The 14,977-nt window shown below is 74.6% G+C and carries 16 protein-coding genes; 4 read left to right on the forward strand and 12 right to left on the reverse strand.

Annotation, left to right across the window (positions count from 1 at the left end):
- Positions 1-8: 8 nt before the first annotated feature.
- From ACIQCH_RS15550 to ACIQCH_RS15560, 3 genes are all read right to left on the reverse strand, one after another.
- Positions 9-323, reverse strand: coding sequence for a hypothetical protein (locus tag ACIQCH_RS15550; protein ID WP_402581194.1), 315 nt, complete (start codon positions 321-323; stop codon positions 9-11).
- A 379-nt stretch (positions 324-702) separates the two neighbouring features.
- The gene (locus ACIQCH_RS15555) at positions 703-1,638 is read right to left on the reverse strand and encodes an NADP-dependent oxidoreductase (protein ID WP_402581195.1); all 936 of its coding nucleotides are present in this window, start codon (positions 1,636-1,638) and stop codon (positions 703-705) included.
- 117 nt (positions 1,639-1,755) lie between these two features.
- Positions 1,756-2,394, reverse strand: coding sequence for a DsbA family oxidoreductase (locus ACIQCH_RS15560; RefSeq protein ID WP_402581196.1), 639 nt, complete (start codon positions 2,392-2,394; stop codon positions 1,756-1,758).
- Positions 2,395-2,540: 146 nt separating this feature from the next.
- On the opposite strand from ACIQCH_RS15560, the gene ACIQCH_RS15565 reads away from it, so the two are divergent.
- Positions 2,541-3,182, forward strand: coding sequence for a TetR/AcrR family transcriptional regulator (locus ACIQCH_RS15565; protein WP_402581197.1), 642 nt, complete (start codon positions 2,541-2,543; stop codon positions 3,180-3,182).
- Positions 3,183-3,413: 231 nt separating this feature from the next.
- The gene (locus tag ACIQCH_RS15570; RefSeq protein WP_402581198.1) at positions 3,414-3,656 is read left to right on the forward strand and encodes a protealysin inhibitor emfourin; all 243 of its coding nucleotides are present in this window, start codon (positions 3,414-3,416) and stop codon (positions 3,654-3,656) included.
- 16 nt (positions 3,657-3,672) lie between these two features.
- Here the strand turns inward: ACIQCH_RS15570 and ACIQCH_RS15575 are convergent, their stop codons facing one another.
- Positions 3,673-4,059: a helix-turn-helix transcriptional regulator gene (locus ACIQCH_RS15575; RefSeq protein ID WP_402581199.1), complete on the reverse strand. Its 387-nt coding sequence runs from the start codon at positions 4,057-4,059 to the stop codon at positions 3,673-3,675.
- Positions 4,060-4,231: 172 nt separating this feature from the next.
- Between ACIQCH_RS15575 and ACIQCH_RS15580 the strand changes: the two genes are divergently transcribed.
- The gene (locus ACIQCH_RS15580; RefSeq protein ID WP_402581200.1) at positions 4,232-5,164 is read left to right on the forward strand and encodes a SigB/SigF/SigG family RNA polymerase sigma factor; all 933 of its coding nucleotides are present in this window, start codon (positions 4,232-4,234) and stop codon (positions 5,162-5,164) included.
- A 10-nt stretch (positions 5,165-5,174) separates the two neighbouring features.
- Here the strand turns inward: ACIQCH_RS15580 and ACIQCH_RS15585 are convergent, their stop codons facing one another.
- The 4 genes from ACIQCH_RS15585 to ACIQCH_RS15600 all read right to left on the reverse strand — a co-directional run bounded on the left by ACIQCH_RS15585 (position 5,175) and on the right by ACIQCH_RS15600 (position 10,424).
- Positions 5,175-5,915 (reverse strand): M15 family metallopeptidase, encoded by a 741-nt coding sequence (locus ACIQCH_RS15585; RefSeq protein WP_402581201.1) that lies wholly within the window; start codon positions 5,913-5,915, stop codon positions 5,175-5,177.
- Between the two features lie 7 nt (positions 5,916-5,922).
- Entirely contained in the window at positions 5,923-7,362 is a 1,440-nt protein-coding gene (locus ACIQCH_RS15590; RefSeq protein WP_402581202.1) for a DUF2252 domain-containing protein, read from the reverse strand.
- Positions 7,363-7,426: 64 nt separating this feature from the next.
- The gene (locus tag ACIQCH_RS15595; protein ID WP_030198095.1) at positions 7,427-7,624 is read right to left on the reverse strand and encodes a hypothetical protein; all 198 of its coding nucleotides are present in this window, start codon (positions 7,622-7,624) and stop codon (positions 7,427-7,429) included.
- A gap of 208 nt (positions 7,625-7,832) precedes the next feature.
- Positions 7,833-10,424 (reverse strand): LuxR C-terminal-related transcriptional regulator, encoded by a 2,592-nt coding sequence (locus ACIQCH_RS15600; protein WP_402581203.1) that lies wholly within the window; start codon positions 10,422-10,424, stop codon positions 7,833-7,835.
- A gap of 353 nt (positions 10,425-10,777) precedes the next feature.
- On the opposite strand from ACIQCH_RS15600, the gene ACIQCH_RS15605 reads away from it, so the two are divergent.
- Complete coding sequence (locus ACIQCH_RS15605) at positions 10,778-11,182, forward strand: SHOCT domain-containing protein (RefSeq protein ID WP_402581204.1); 405 nt, start codon at positions 10,778-10,780, stop codon at positions 11,180-11,182.
- 34 nt (positions 11,183-11,216) lie between these two features.
- On the opposite strand, the gene ACIQCH_RS15610 is transcribed toward ACIQCH_RS15605, so the two are convergent.
- Genes ACIQCH_RS15610 through ACIQCH_RS15625 form a run of 4 tightly spaced genes read right to left on the reverse strand, consistent with a single transcriptional unit; the run spans position 11,217 to position 14,939 of the window.
- Positions 11,217-11,807 carry an AAA family ATPase gene (locus ACIQCH_RS15610; RefSeq protein ID WP_402581205.1) on the reverse strand — a complete coding sequence of 197 codons (591 nt, stop codon included), beginning with the start codon at positions 11,805-11,807 and terminating at the stop codon, positions 11,217-11,219.
- Positions 11,804-13,159 carry a diaminopimelate decarboxylase family protein gene (locus ACIQCH_RS15615; RefSeq protein WP_402581206.1) on the reverse strand — a complete coding sequence of 452 codons (1,356 nt, stop codon included), beginning with the start codon at positions 13,157-13,159 and terminating at the stop codon, positions 11,804-11,806. Before ACIQCH_RS15615 ends, ACIQCH_RS15610 begins: the two co-directional genes overlap by 4 nt.
- A gap of 51 nt (positions 13,160-13,210) precedes the next feature.
- Entirely contained in the window at positions 13,211-14,071 is an 861-nt protein-coding gene (locus tag ACIQCH_RS15620) for a class I SAM-dependent methyltransferase (protein ID WP_402581207.1), read from the reverse strand.
- A 55-nt stretch (positions 14,072-14,126) separates the two neighbouring features.
- Positions 14,127-14,939 carry a class I SAM-dependent methyltransferase gene (locus ACIQCH_RS15625; RefSeq protein ID WP_402581208.1) on the reverse strand — a complete coding sequence of 271 codons (813 nt, stop codon included), beginning with the start codon at positions 14,937-14,939 and terminating at the stop codon, positions 14,127-14,129.
- Between the last annotated feature and the right edge of the window lie 38 nt (positions 14,940-14,977).

Here is a 14,977-nt window from a genome sequence, read left to right on the forward strand (position 1 = left end):
GGTGTGCTTCACGCGTCCTTCACCTTGAGGGCGAATCCCTGCGGGACCGCGTCCTGGGGGGCGAAGCGGTCGCCCTCGCCGACCTCGGCCTGGCGGGCCCGGCCGACGGCCGTGGCGTCCTCGACGACCGTGACCGTCACGCCGTCCCGTTCGAGGGCCTCGGCCTCCTGGGGGCCGACGTAGGCGTCGAAGGTGCAACTGCCGTCCTCTGCCTGGCGGACCCGGCCGCCGACGTCGGGGCGGGTTTCGCGCAGGAGGGCGCGCAGGGTGTCGGGGTCCCGGGCGGTGACCCGGACGCGCAACGTCGTGTACTCGCTTGACATGGGGGCCTCCCTCGGGCGCCGTCGGGCTCCCGCGCACGCGCGGGGCCGGGTCGGCTTCGGGGTGCGGGGCCGACATCGGGGCCGGGCCGGTAGCGGCGCCGGCCGCCGCGGACGGGGCAGGCTCGACGGCGTGCACGGACGCGCTGGCGTAAGGGATGTGCCCGATGTGTACCTCGTTCTCTCAGCGTGCGCTCCGGCCGCGGACGGCGTCAAGGGCGCTCCGGACTTACGAAAGGTGGCCGCTCCGGGGCGAGCGTGGACCACGGCCCGAAGGAGCGGGCGGCCAGGGGCGGTTCACCCCCGTGGGCCCGTGCGCGTCGACGCGGAGGCCGCCGGTCGGGGAGCGATCGGCGGCCTCGGTGAGCGGGGTGCGGTGCGGTCAGGCGCGGACACCGATGACGGTCTTGCCGCGGGCGCCGCCGCGCTCCACCTTCTGCAGGGCTTCGACGGTCTCGTCGAGGGGGTAGACCGTTTCGACGATCGGCCGGAGCCGCCCGGACTCCACCAGGCCGGCGAGGTGGGCCAGCTGCCCGCCGTGCGGGTGCATGAAGAAGCTGCGGGCCTCGACGTTCCACTGCGCCTTCTTGGCCTCGGCGTCCGCGATGGGGACGATCGACACCAGGGTGCCGCCGGTCCTGAGCACGCCGAACGACCGCTCCTGGGTCTCGCCGCCGATGGTGTCCAGGACGACGTCGACGTCGGACACGACCTCGTCGAACTTCTCGGCCCGGTAGTCGATCACCCGGTCGGCACCGAGCTCGCGGACCAGTTCGACGCTGCCGGCGCTGGCGGTGGCCACCACCTCGGCGCCGAGCTGCTTGGCGATCTGGACGGCCGCGGAGCCCACGCCGCCGGCGGCGCCGTGGATCAGCACGCGGGTCCCGGCCCGTACGTCGGCGTGCTCGGTCAGGGCCTGCAGGGCGGTGAGCGCGACCAGGGGCAGCGAGGCGGCCTCCTCGAACGTCAGGGCGGACGGCTTGGCGGCGACCAGGGACTGGTCCACGGCCACGTACTCGGCGAAGGCGCCGCCCACGCGGGGGTCGACGCGGGAGAAGACCTCGTCCCCCACCGCGAAGCGGGTGACCTCGCCACCGACCTCGGTGACCACGCCGGCGACCTCGTTGCCGATGACCACGTCCCCGGTCGGCTCACCCGCACTCAGGAAGCCCTTGACGATCAGGTGGTCCACCGGGTTGACGCCGGCCGCACGGACCTCGATGAGCACGTCCCGGGGGCCGACGGCGGGGACGGGCACCTCGGTGACCCGCACGACGTCGCGGACCTGGCCGTACTGGTTGATGACTGCTGCCTTCATGGGGAACTCCTCGATCGGGTCTGAGCCGGGCCGCACGCGGGCGTGCCGGCGGCTCGGGCGGTGCGCGGGGGGCGGGGTGGTGAGGGTGGTGGTGGTTGCGGGGTGCTGCGGGTGGGGTCAGGCGGTGGCGTGGTCCCGGTCGGCGGCCGCCCGCCGGAGGGCCTCGAGGAGGACCTCGGGGCTCTGGGCGCCCTGGAGCACCACGGTGCCGTCGATGACGAAGGTGGGGACCGCCGTGACGCCGACGGCGGCGGCTTCGGCGAGTTCGGCGCGGACCTCGTCAGCACCCTCGGTCGAGGCGAGGAAGGCCAGCGCCGCGCCGCGGTCGAGGCCGGCCGCCCCGGCGAGCTCCGCGAGCGCCTCGCGGTCGCCGAGGTCTCCGCCGTCGGTGAAGTAGTGCGCCAGCAGGCGCTCCTTCACCTCGGCCTGGCGCCCGTGCCGGCGGGCGAACCAGAGGAGCCGGTGCGCCTGGAAGGTGTTGGTGGCCAGGGCGTCGTCCATCCGGAAGGTGATGCCCTCGGCGGCGGCGGCCCTGGTCAGCGGTCCGAAGACGGCCCCCGCGGGGCGGCCGAACTTCCGCTCGTAGACGTGCGCGGAGGGCTCCGGGGTCTGCGCGGCCGTCGGGTTGAGCTGGAACGGCCGGTAGACGACGTCGACACCGGCCGCCTCCGGGAAGGCGTCCAGGGCCTTCTCGAACCGGCGCTTGCCGATGTAGCACCACGGACACACCAGGTCCGAATAGATCTCGACCTTCACGACGCTCGCTCCTGACGGGTCCGTCTCATGGGTGGGTCCGGCTCCCGTCGGGAGTTCCGGACCGCTCGTTCCATAACGTAGCCCATTCTGGAACGAGCGGTCAAATATGTGTCCCGCGGCCGCCGGCCTTCGCTACCGTGGGGTGCATGGCGAGACCACGTACGTTCGACGAAGAAGCGATCCTGGACCGGGCGATGGTCCTGTTCTGGCGCAAGGGCTACGAGGCGACCGCGCTGAGTGACCTCGTGGCGGAGCTGGGGCTGGGCCGCGGATCGATCTACGCGGCGTTCGGGGACAAGCACCAGCTGTTCATCCGGGCACTCGGCCGCTACCTGGACCACCAGACCCGGCTGCTCGACACCGCGCTCGACGACACGGGGCCGGCGCTCCCCCGCCTGCGGGACGTCCTGGGCCGACTGCTCGCCGCCGACGCCGCCTCGGGCAACGCGGGGTGCTTCAGCGTCAACAGCATCGCCGAACTGCTGCCCCACGACGAGGAGGTCGCGAAGCTCGCCCGGCGCAACCTGCGGTACGCCGAGGAGGCGTTCACCGCCCAGCTGGAGCGGGCCGCACGCGAGGGGGAGCTCACCCCCGCCGTCACCCCCCGGCAGGGTGCCCGGCTCCTGCTCGACCTGGTCCAGGGCCTGCAGATCATGCGCAAGGTCGACCCCGACCCGGGGCGCGCCGCCTCCTGCCTGGACTCCGCCTTCGCCCTCCTGGCGGCCGGGCCGACGGCCACCGCCGCGCCGTCCGCCGACCGCACCGCCATGGCTCCGACGGCGTCGTAGCCGCCGTCCGACCGTCGAGCCGACCCGGGGTCAGGCGGGCGTCGGGCGTTCGGGGTTGGATGTCGGCCACGGAGGAACCGTTTCAGGACGGATCCGGGCGCGCGGGCCGGGAGAGCGGGGCCGGGTCGGGATTCCGGGCAGCCGCGGTGGTGGCGGCGCCGCGCCGCCACCACCGCGGGCGGCCGATGGGGGGCGCCCGCGGCGGCACGCCGGACCAGGGAGGCAACGCCCATGCTGATCACTGTGACCCGTACCGGGGGCTTCGCGGGGGTCGAGAAGGCCCGGGAGATCGACACCAGGGGGCGACGCGACGCGGAACGCTGGGAGGAACTGGCGCACCGGGCCGTCTCGCCGTCCCCGGACGGCTTCCACTACCGGATCACCGTGGACGACCAGGTGATCGACCTCCAGGACCCCTACCTCTCCGAGGACCAGCGGAAGCTGATCCGCGCCCTGATGGACGAAGCGGCCTGACGGACGAAGGGCCCGATCAGGCCGGGGTGGTCGGCGCGGTGTCGGCCGCGGTCGTGGGCGGCACCGCGCCGAGGGGGGTCGGGGCCACCGTGGGCGGGGCGAGGGGCGCGGCGAGGTAGGCCAGCAGGCCGGCGATCTCGTGGTCGGCCTCCGCCGGGTGGCGGAAGCGGGCGCCGGGGGCGATGACGTAGCGGTTGCGACGGCCGTCGCGGATGCGGGTGAGGTACCCGTCCGCCTGCAGGTCGGTGACGATCGCCTGCACCGTGCGCTCGGTCAGGTCGCAGCCGGCCGCGATGTCGCGCAGCCGGATCCCGGGATCGCGCGCGATCGCGATGAGGACCCGCGCGTGGTTCGTCAGGAAGGTCCAGCGGTTGCGGCGGGACCCCGTGTGCTCGCTCTCCACGGGCCCATTCTTGAGTGGTGACTCGCGAAAATCAAATCCCGAAATGGTTTTCCGGTATCCCTTGACGTGTGTCCTTCACACCGGCAGGGTTCAGGTGAGCGGAATCGGACTTCCGCTTGATCGGACGATCGCGCAACGCGCCGCAAGCCCCCGTGCCCAAGGAGCGGAGACGATGACATACACGGCCACGGCCGAGCCCACGACCACCCAGGCCCCGACCCATGCCCCGGCCCCGGCCCCGGCCCCCGGTGGCGTCGCCCGCTCCCCCGCGCTGGCGGGGCTGCCCGAGGTGTCCTGCCCGCGCGAACTCTCCACGGGCGAGGCGCGGCAGCTGACCCGCGTGTTCTTCGACCGGCTGCGGAGCCTGGAGCCGGGTACCCGCGAGCACCAGTACGTGCGCAACACACTGATAGAGATGAACGTGGCGCTGGTGAACTTCGCCGCCCGCCCGTTCCGGGACCGCCCCGGCGGACCGGAGAACGAGGACATCGTCCAGGTCGGCATCATCGGCCTCATCAAGGCCATCGACCGCTACGACCCGGACCGCAACACCCAGTTCACCACCCTCGCCCTGCCGTACATCACCGGCGAGATCAAGCGCCACTTCCGGGACACCACCTGGGCCGTACGGGTCCCGCGCCGGCTCCAGGAGCTGCGCTCGCAGCTGGCCAAGGCGACCGAGGAGCTGACCGCCGCCACGGACCACGCCCCCAGCCACGCGGAGCTCGCAGACCACCTGGACCTCACCGAGGACGAGGTCCGCGAGGGCCTGGTGGCCGCCAACGGGTACTCCACCCAGTCCCTCGACGCACCCCAGGACTCCGCCGTCGGCACCGAGGCGCACCGCGCCGGGCGGGCCACCCGGACCCTCGCCGAGACCATGGGCGAGACCGACCACGCGCTGGAGGCGGTCGAGGACCTGCACGCCCTGACGCCCCTGCTGGCGGAGCTGGACGAACGCTCGTCGCGCATCCTGGAGATGCGCTTCGGCCAGGAGCTGACGCAGGCGCAGATCGGCGCCGAGATCGGGCTGTCCCAGATGCACGTGTCGCGCCTGCTCACCCGCACGCTGGGCCACCTGCGCGAGGAGCTGCTGCACGACTGAGGCGGCCCGCTCAGTGCCCGTTGGCGGAGAAGTGCTGGTAGTCCGGGAGGTTCCACCGGCCGCCCCACTGCCACCCGACCTCCGCGAAGGCGGCGGCGACGGCGCCGCCCGGCAGGACGACGCCCGGGCGCGTGCGGTCGCGCCGGGCGAGGTAGGCGGTCGCGCCCGGCGGGTGCACGGTGCCGTTGCGGTCCACGTACGGGTTCTCGGCCGGGTTGATGTCGACGGCGTCGCCGTACGAGTGCTGCGAGCGCAGCCCGGGGTGTCCCGTCACGGCGCGGCAGTTGTAGGCCGAGGTGTTGTCGTCCGCCATCGCGGCCGCGTCGTCGCCGCCGTAGGCGGCCATCACGCGCATCTTCCGGATCGGGAACCGCTCCTCGAACGCCTTGGCGAACACGTGCAGCACGGGGTCCACCGCCCGCTCGTGCACGACGAGCTCGCCCTGGTGCACCGTGCCGTCGAAGCCCCAGTGGGTCAGGCGGACGAGCCTCAGCTCCGCCGGCGGGACCGGGCAGTCCGCGCCGTGGGACCGGCCGAGCCGGTCCGGCGGCACGGGCGACACCCGGGCGACGAACCGCGGTCGCCGGGGGTCGAAGTCCCCGGCGGCCGGCCCGGTGGCCGTCCCGGGGGCGGTCCAGGGGGCCGTCAGCGCCACCCGTACACCCGCCGTCGGCGCGGCCGCCGCCGGGGCGTACGGGACACCGGCGGCGCACAGCGCGGCCAGCAGCGCGACGGCGGCCCGCGGGGACACGGGCGGGTCAGCCCTCCGCCGTCGGGATCCGACCGGTCCGGGCGGCCTCGGCGAAGGCCTCGTAGTCGCGCTCGGTCAGGTCGGCGTACGCCTCGGCGAATCCGACCAGGGCCCGGTCGAAGGAGTCCGAGGTGCCGAGGTAGCCGGCGATGGCCACCGGGTCGCCGGACCGGGCGTGGCCGCGGGCCAGCGAGGCGCCGCACGCCCGGGCCAGCAGCCGCATGCCGGCCGGTCGCATCCCCTCCGTCTCGATGGCCCCCTTCCAGTCGTGCAGCTGGCGGACGTAGAAGTCGCGGGACCGGCCGTCCATGCCCGTGATCCGCACCCAGCCGAGGAAGATGTCGCCGGCGGCCTGCATCAGCCGCTGGCCGTACACCACCCGCCGGCCCTGGTTGTCGTACCCGGCCGGCCCCGCGTACGGCGCCAGCACGGACGGGCCCGCCTCCTTCGCCTGGAGCAGCAGCGGGTCGTCCGCGTCGCGGCCGGTCAGGAGGATGATCCAGCAGCGGGTTCCCACACTGCCGACGCCGACCACCTTGCGGGCCATGTCGACCACGCGGAAGCAGCCGAGGAGGTGGCGGCGCTCGGGTGCCAGGCTCGCGGCGTACGCGTCGACGAGCTCGTTGAGCGCCGTGTCCTGGTCCGTCCCCGCGTCGCTGCCGAGCAGGTCGGAGAGGGGGACGATCAGGGGCGGGTCCGACACGAGGCGCGGTTCGCCCCCGACCCGGCGGGTGAGCTTGCCGTAGGCCTGGATGTTGTCCTTGCTGCGCGCCTTGGCCAGCATCCGGTCGGTCCCGCGCAGGACGCGCGCACCGCCTTCCGCACCGAGGGCGCGGAGGGCGTCCGCGTCGTCCTGGGCGTACCAGATGTCGAGGACCCGCATGCCGGCGAAGCGCTGCATGCGCAGGCGGTACGCCGACACGGCCTCGCGGACGACGTCGGCCCGGTCGGCCGGGGAGAAGCCGTTCGCCCGGCCGGCGACGGCGAGGCTGGCGGCGAGCCGCTTGACGTCCCACTCGAAGGGCCCGGGGTGGGACTCGTCGAAGTCGTTCACGTCGAAGACGAGGGTGCGCTCGGCCGAGGCGAACAGGCCGAAGTTCAGGACGTGGGCGTCGCCGCACAGCTGGGACGTCAGTCCGGTGTGGGGCTGTCGTCCGAGGTCGGCCGCCATGACGGCGGCGGCCCCCCGGTAGAAGCGGAACGGCGACTCGAGCATGCGGCCGTTGCGGAGGGGGACGAGTTCGGGCACCCGGTTGGCCGACTGCGCCTCCAGGATGCCGACGGGGTCCCGGTCGGTCCCGACGTCGAGCCGCGCGTGCTCGGAGCGCCGGACGCTCGTGCGCGCCGTCCTGCCGCGCTGGGCGCGTTCGTCGGGGTCGAGGGCCTCGCGCCCGGGGCGGGCGGACCTCTTCACGCTGCCGCCCCCGTCTGCCGCCGCCTTCTTCATCTCCGTGCCCCTTCTCGCTCTGCCGTGGCCGGTCCCGGCGTCCGCCGCGCCGGACGCACCCGGCTCAGTCGGGCAGCCGCCGCATCTCCTCGACGTGCAGGCCCAGGTCCCGGAAGCGCCCGAGCAGTCCGTAGAGGTGCGCGTCGTCGGTGACGGTGCCGAAGAACAGGGTCTGCCCGGGTGCCGGCTTGTCGTCGAGTTCGGGGAAGGCGTGGGACAGCGGCTCGGACACGTGGCCCGTGATCCGGAATTCGTAGCGCATGGGCGGCGTCCCTCTCTCCCCTGTGAGCCCGTGCCCGGTCGTCGGGCCCGTCCCCTTCATCGTGGTCGCGGACCGGGCCGCGCACCTCACCCGCGGCAGGTGAGGCGAGGGGTGCGGGGGTCCGGGAGTCCCGAGGCCGGGGAGGCCCTCGGAGGCCCGTTCGGGCGACGGGGCCCGTCGCAGGCCGGCCCTCCGCAGGCCGGGCCCGTCACAGGATGTGGAGCTCCCGGGCGCGCTCGACCGCGTCGCGCCGCCGCGAGACGCACAGCTTGCGGTAGATGCCGCGCAGGTGGGTCTTGACGGTGTTGACGGACAGGCGCAGCTCCGCGGCGACCTCCTCGGTGGACATCATGCGCGCCACCTGCTGCAGCACCTCCTTCTCGCGCGGGCTCAGCTGCTCCACCACGAGCGCCTCGGAGCGGGCCGGCGCGCCGGTGAGGCGTACGTACGCGTCGGCGTGGCCGTTGAGGTCGCGCGCGAGGTGCCGTACCCAGGGGCCGGCCTCCGTGAAGGGGCGGCGGAGCAGCTCGGGCAGCGCGCGGTCGACGGCCTGCCCCAACCGGTCGCGGGCCGCGGCCTCGTCGCCGGCCAGGAGCGCCTGGTGGGCGCGCAGCAACTCCAGGCGCACCCGGTCCGCGTCGGTCGCCTCCTCGGCGTCCTCGGCCCGTGCGACCAGCCGCAGGGCCTGGTCGGGGCGCCCGGCGGCCAGGTGCGCCTCGGCGAGGACCACCGCGCACGCGGGCGGGCCCTCGGGCACCTCCGCCAGCACGACGAGGGCGGTGCCGGGGTCCCCGTGGGCCAGGGCGGCGGAGGCGTGCGCGACGGCGAGGCGGGCGACCGCGTCGGGCGAGGCGGGCGGGGCGGGCTCGTCGAGTACGTCGAGCGCGTCCTGCCACCGGCCCCGGGCGACCGCCAGCTGCGAGCGCAGCACCAGCCGCTCCGTCGCGAGGTCCGCGTCGCGGCAGGTGTCCGGGAACGGTGCGCAGCCGTCGAGGTGTGCGGCGGCCGTGCCGAGGTCCCCGCGTTCCACGGCCACCGCGGCCAGCGCCAGGTCGGCGGCCCCGGAGCGCGCGGCGTCGGGCAGGCCGTACCGGTCCGCGACGGCGAGGGAGGCCGTGCCGTGCTCCTGGGCCCGGGCCAGGGCGCCGGCCGCGGCGTCGGCCAGGGCCAGTCGGCCCAGGCTCCGGTGGCGCAGCAGTGCGGTCGGGTCGCCGGAGCAGGCGGCGACGGCCTGCTCCAGGCCGTCGCGGGCGGCGCGGAGGGCGCCGGCCCGCCGACGGGCGAGGGCGTGCCCGTACAGGCGCAGTGGTTCGATCTCGGGGTGGCCGGCGCGCTCTTCGGGTGTCAGGTGCGCCATGAGGGCGGCGGCCCGGCGGGCCTCCGCGTCGCCCTGTCCGTCGGGGGCCGACAGCAGGCGCAGCAGTACGGCGGTGAGCTGGTCGGCCGGTTCCGGGGGCGGGTCGGCGTCGCGCAGCCGGTGCTCGGCCCGGGCCAGCCGGGTGCCGCAGCCGGCGGCGTCGTGGTGGCTGAGCCGGCAGGCCGCGGCGACCAGGGCCGGTGCGGCGCCCGGGAGGTCGGCGGGCATGTCGGCGAAGGTGTCGGCGGACGGGGTCGCGCCGGGGACGGCCAGCAGGGGGGCGACCATCAGGTGCCGGACGGTCTGGGCGGCCGCGAACGCCCAGTCACCGCCGGCCGCGGCCTGGTCGACGGCTTCGGCGGGGCGGCCCCCGTCGGCGTACCAGCGGGCGGCGCGGCGGTGCAGCCGCGGCTCCAGCTCGGGGCGCAGGCTGCGCAGGTGGGCGCGCAGGACCTCCGCGAACAGGGGGTGGAAGCGGTACCAGCGGGTGCCGGCCAGCGGTTCGACGAAGGCGTGGCAGCGGACCAGCTCCTGCAGGGTGCGCTCGGCGTCGGCCCGACCGGTGAGCGCCGCGGCGAGATCGGCGTGGACCAGGTCGAGGACGCCGGTGCGCAGCAGGAGCTCGCGGGCGGGGGCCGGCTGGGCGGCGAGCACCTCGGTGAGGAGGTAGTCGGAGACGGCCTGCTCGGAGGCGGTGAAGGAGCGGGCGAAGCCGGAGGGGTCGGCGGTCCTGATCATGGCCAGCGCGCACAGGCGCAGGCCGGCGGCCCAGCCTTCGGTGCGGCCGAGCAGCAGGTCCACGACCTCGTCGTCGGGCGCCGGGCCCTCGCCGCCGAGGAGGAGGGCCGCCTCGTGGCGGGTGAAGGCGAGGTCCGCCTCCCGGATCTCCTGGAGCCGGCCCTCGGCACGGTAACGGTGCAGCGGCAGCCCCGGGTCCTCCCGGCTGATCAGGACCAGCCGCAGGGCCGGGCCGGCGTGCTCGGTGACGAAGCGCAGTCCGTCGTGCACCTCCCTGCCGGGGACGCGGTCGAGGCCGTCGACGACCATCACCAGCGGGTCGGGCAGGCGCTCGAACGCCGCGGCCAGCCGGACCAGCTGTGAGCGGGCCGCGGCGTCGGCGGGGACGGGCGTCCCGGGACCGGTGCCGGACGGCAGTCCGCGGCGGCGCAGGCCTTCGGCGACGTACGCCCAGAAGGCGGCCGGGGTGTCGTCCTCCTCCACCGTCACCCAGACCAGCGGCGCGGACTCGGGACGGGAGAGGGCCCACGAGGCGGCCAGGGCGGTCTTGCCGGCTCCGGCCGCCCCGGTGATCAGCGTCAGGGGACCCGCCGTACCGGCGGTGAGCCGGTCCAGCAGGCGCTCGCGGCGGACCAGGCCGGGTGCCTGGACGGGCACGGCGAGTTTCGCGGCCAGCAAGGGGTCTTCCGGGAAAGCCACGCTCATGGGTCACCCCGCGCGGGGCGGGCTGCGTGCGATCGCGGCCTTTCGCCACGCCCCTTTTGTCGGTCGCGCCCGCGTCCCGCCCGGACGGGCGGGGCTGCGGGCCCCTGGGCACTTCACCCCATGATCGGGTGCTGCACCCATGATCGCCACGCCGGGCGAGGGAGGTCGGATCCAGGGACCTGACCTGCGGCTCCGTGGGCTGCGCGGGGGCGATCTCGGGGGTGGCGGGGCGGGGGCGAATCACCCGCCGCGGGTGAAGGCACCCGGCCGGGGCTCGCCCAGTCTGAACACCGTGGGCGCGGGCCGTCCGGTTCCGCCCCGGCACGGCTGTGCGCAAGGAAGGAGACCGTGCGATGGAAAGCCAAGTCCTCGCGTACGACTACCCGCTGCTCGGCGCGTTCTGGACCGTGTTGTGGATCTTCCTCTGGGTGCTGTGGTTCATGCTCTTGTTCCGCATCATCGTCGACATCTTCCGCGACGACTCGATGAGCGGATGGGGGAAGGCCGGCTGGCTGATCCTGGTGCTGATCATTCCCTTCCTCGGCGTGCTGATCTACGTCATCGCCCGCGGCAAGAGCATGGGCCGGCGCGAGATCGAGCAGGCACGTGAGCAGAGGGCGATGATGGACGACTACATCCGGGAGACCGCCGGGCCCCGCAGCCACGTGGACGAGCTCGACCGGCTGTCCAAGCTGAAGGCCAGCGGGGACATCACGCCCGCCGAGTTCGAGCAGGCAAAGGCGAAGCTCCTGCAGTAGCACTGCGCGCCCGGGGCGGCGCGCGAGCGGCGGTTCACAGCTGGGCCGCCAGCTCGCGCGCCACGTCCTCGGGCGGCTTGCCTGCGGTCCACAGGTGGGTCCCGAACTCCGGTCCGGTCAGCGTCTCCAGGCACCGCGCCAGCTGGCGGCCCTCCCAACTCAACTCGCCCCATTCGTCGGGTGGTTCACTGCGTTCGGCCATGCGCCGGCGCAGCCGTTCCCGGATCGTCGCCGGGTCGGCGAGCAGGGTGAAGTGGCGTACGTCCAGGCCACCGCGGCGCAGGCCGCCGACGAGCTGCTCGAACACCGGCAACCGGGAGACCGTCATCGGGACCACCACGGGGCGGCCGTAGGTGCGGGCGCAGCGCTCGACGAGCAGGCGCGTCAGCGGGGCCCACAGCGGCTCCAGTTCGAACTCCTCCTCCCGCAGTGCGCCGGGGAGTTGGCGCCACAGCATGTGACCGACGTCCTCCGGGTCCACCACGAGGGCGCCGGGCAGCAGTGCGGCCAGGTGGCGGGTGACGGTGCTCTTGCCGCAGCCGAAGGGCCCGTTGATCCAGACCACCGGGGCGCCCCCGGGCGCCGGGGCGGCCGGGGGCGCGGTGGAGTCCCGGGCGGGGGTCACGGCCGGATCTCGTAGCCGTACAGGGCCCGGTACATCGCGTGCTGGGCCTCGTCGTCGAACACGGTGCGCACCGGTCCGTCGCCGTCGCTGAAGAGGTAGCGGGGCAGCCGGAAGGCCCACAGCTGGGTGAACACCGTGGAGTACGCACCGCAGTTGAGGAGGAGCAGCAGCCGGTTGTCCGGCGTGTCCGGCAGCACCGCGGTACGGCAGACCAGCGCCGGGGCGCAGGTGGAGTCGCCGACGTCGTACGTGGCCCAGGGCGCGTCCGGGGCGGGCAGCACGGTCGGCAGCGGGTGGTAGGTGACCTCCGCCATGTCGATCAGCACGTTCGAGCCGATCTCGGTGATCAGGTACCGGTGCTCGCCGTTGCGCTTCTCGGCGGCCACCCTGGTCAGGCCCACGGCTGCGTCCGCGGTGAGGAACCGGCCCGGCTCGATGTGCAGGACGAACGGGTAGCCGATGCGGCCCAGTTCCTCCGCGGCGACGGCCGCGAAGTCCTCGGGCCCCAGGCCCGAACGGCGGAGCAGGAACCGGGTCTCCAGGCCCCCTCCGATGTCGACGACCTCGAAGCGCAGGCCCAGTTCGCGCTCCACGGCGCGGGCCACGTCCGCCACGCCGGCGAGGGTCGCCCGGTACTTCGCGAGCTGGGAGCAGTGGGTGACCTGGTGGGCGTGCAGGGCGACGACGTCCACCTCGGGGGTGTCCAGGGCGGCCCGCGCCAGCCGCAGGAACTCGCCCCCCTCCCAGTCGACGCCGAGCTTGGAGGACGGGGTGATGTAGATGCCCTCGTGGTCGACGGGAGGCGTCACCCGCAGTCCGACGCGGGCCCGGACGCCGTGGCGGCGACAGGCGGCGGCGAGGGTGTCGAGGTCCTCCGGGCAGTCGAGGACGGTCAGTCCGACGCCGGCGGCCACGGTGGCGTCGGCGTACTCGGGGCTGCGGCCCACTCCGTTGCTGACGATGTCCGCCGGGGCGAAGCCCGTCTGGAGGGCGATCTGGAGCTCCAGCGCGCTCATCACCTCGGCACCGGCGCCGGCCTCGCGCAGGACGGTGAGGCACTCCTTGACGTAGCAGGCCTTGACCGCGGCGAACGTGCGGTGGCCGGGGAAGTGCGCGCGGTACGCCCCGTCGACGGCGCGGTAGTTGGCGCGGACGCGGTCGCCGAGGTACCAGATCAGGGGTGCGCCGGCCCGGGTGAGCAGGTCGTGCGCGTCGTGGCCGTGCACGCGGAGCCGGCCGTGGTCGTCGTAGCGGAGGTAGTCGAGCAGGTCGTGCACGGCCGGGATCTCGTGCCGTTCGAGGCCGATGAGGTCGCGGGCGCGCACGCGGGAGGCGTCGTGGGCGATGGCCATGGTGGGTGGGGTCCGTTCCTGTGGGTCCGCTGCTGCCGTACGGTCCGGGGGTCAGAAGAGTTCGACGTAGCGGGCGGGGTAGGTGGCGCGGTCGTAACGCAGCACGAGTACGGAGTAACGCAGGTGGCGGCGCAGCCGGTTGGAGGCCCGGCGGACGGCGGCGAGGCGCTCGGTCATCGCCGCGCGGACCGCGGGGTCGGTGACGCCGGACTGCGCGCAGGCTCGGTCCACGGTGGAGGCGCAGTAGTGGGCGATGTCGTCCTCGCTCTCCTGCACGGGCACGTGTCGGGTCTCGTGCAGCACGTCGAAGCCGCGGTAGAGGGAGAGGGCCTCGTGGTAGGTCTCCATCGGGCTGGTGATGCCGAAGACCTCGCGGCGCAGGTCCTCCGCCTCGGCCGGCAGCGGCTCGTCGGCCCAGAACGGGGAGGCCAGCAGCAGTCCGCCGTCCGTCAGGAAGCCGCCGAGCCGGCGGGCCATGGCGGCGGGTTCGGGGAAGAAGCCGAGGGCGGCCCCGACGACGACGTGGGTGAAGCGGCCGCGGGGTTCGGCGGTGGCGCCGTCGGCGGTGAAGTAGTCCAGGCGCAGGGCGGGGTCGACGGCCTGGTGGTTGTAGCGGGCGATGCGCACCGAGTCGTCGCTGAGGTCGAAGCCGGTCGCGGAGCAGCCGGTGAGCCGGGCGAGTTCACGCGAGGAGAACCCGGTGGTGCAGGCGACCTCGAGGACCGAGGAGGAGGCGTCGATGCGGCCGAAGGTGGCCCAGGCGTTGAGGGTGGCGTACGAACCGGGCGGCACGTTGGTCTGGTTGACCATGGCGACGAACTCGGTGTAGCTCGCGTCCCACACGTCGGCGGGGGTGCGCGGGACCCGGGCCAGGGGCCAGGCGGGGAGGGCGCGGAGGGTGGTGGTGGTCACGTCGTGTTCCTTTCGTGCGCGGGAGGGGGGCGGTTAGGGGGTGGGCCGGGCGGGGTCAGTCCTTGGTGGCGGTGACGGTGAAGCTGAGCGGGAAGGGGTCGCCGGGGATCCGCCAGAAGCCCGGCTGCTCGGCGGGGGTCAGCCAGGGCAGCGGCTGCCAGGGCAGGACCGGATGTTCGGCCATGTCGGTGATGCGCAGGCCGGCTCCTGCCAGGGCGGAGACCACCTCGGACAGCGGGTGGTTCCAGCGGTACTGGGGCAGGCTGAGGGTCGCGGAGGTGTCGACGTACGTGCCGGCCTCCGCGTCGACGACGGGTGCGGTGTGCCGGAAGTACGGGTTGCGCGGCCGGTAGCCGTCCCTGCCGGGCTCGTCGTCCCAGACGAACAGGTGCGGATGGCCCTCGGCGAGGAAGAACTTCCCGCCCGGGCGCAGGTGGCGGGCGACGGCGCGGGCCCAGGCCGTCAGGTCGGGCAGCCACATCAGCACGCCCCAGGAGGTGAAGCACACGTCGAAGGTGCGCCCCAGGTCGAGTGCGCCGACCTCGGCCTGCTCGAACCGGGCCGGCAGGCCGGTCTCGGCGGCCAGCGCGCGGGCCCGCTCGACGGCGGCGGCCGAGAAGTCGACTCCCACGGCTTCGGCCCCCAACCGGGCCCAGGACAGGGTGCCCAGCCCGAAGTGGCACTGCAGGTGCAGCAGGCTGCGGCCGGCGGGGTCGCCGACGCCGGCGCGCTCGATGTGGTCCAGGGCCAGGCCGCCGGCGCGGAAGCCGGCCAGGTCGTACCAGTCGCTGTCGGCGTGGAGCGGGACGCGGGCGTCCCACAGGGCCTCGTTCGCGGCCAGCCAGGGGGCGTGGGCGGTGGTGGTCATGGCTGCGGGTGCTCCCGGGTCGGTGTCGGTGGGCGTCG

Source organism: Streptomyces sp. NPDC093225, from assembly GCF_044753805.1.
Lineage (GTDB): Bacteria > Actinomycetota > Actinomycetes > Streptomycetales > Streptomycetaceae > Streptomyces.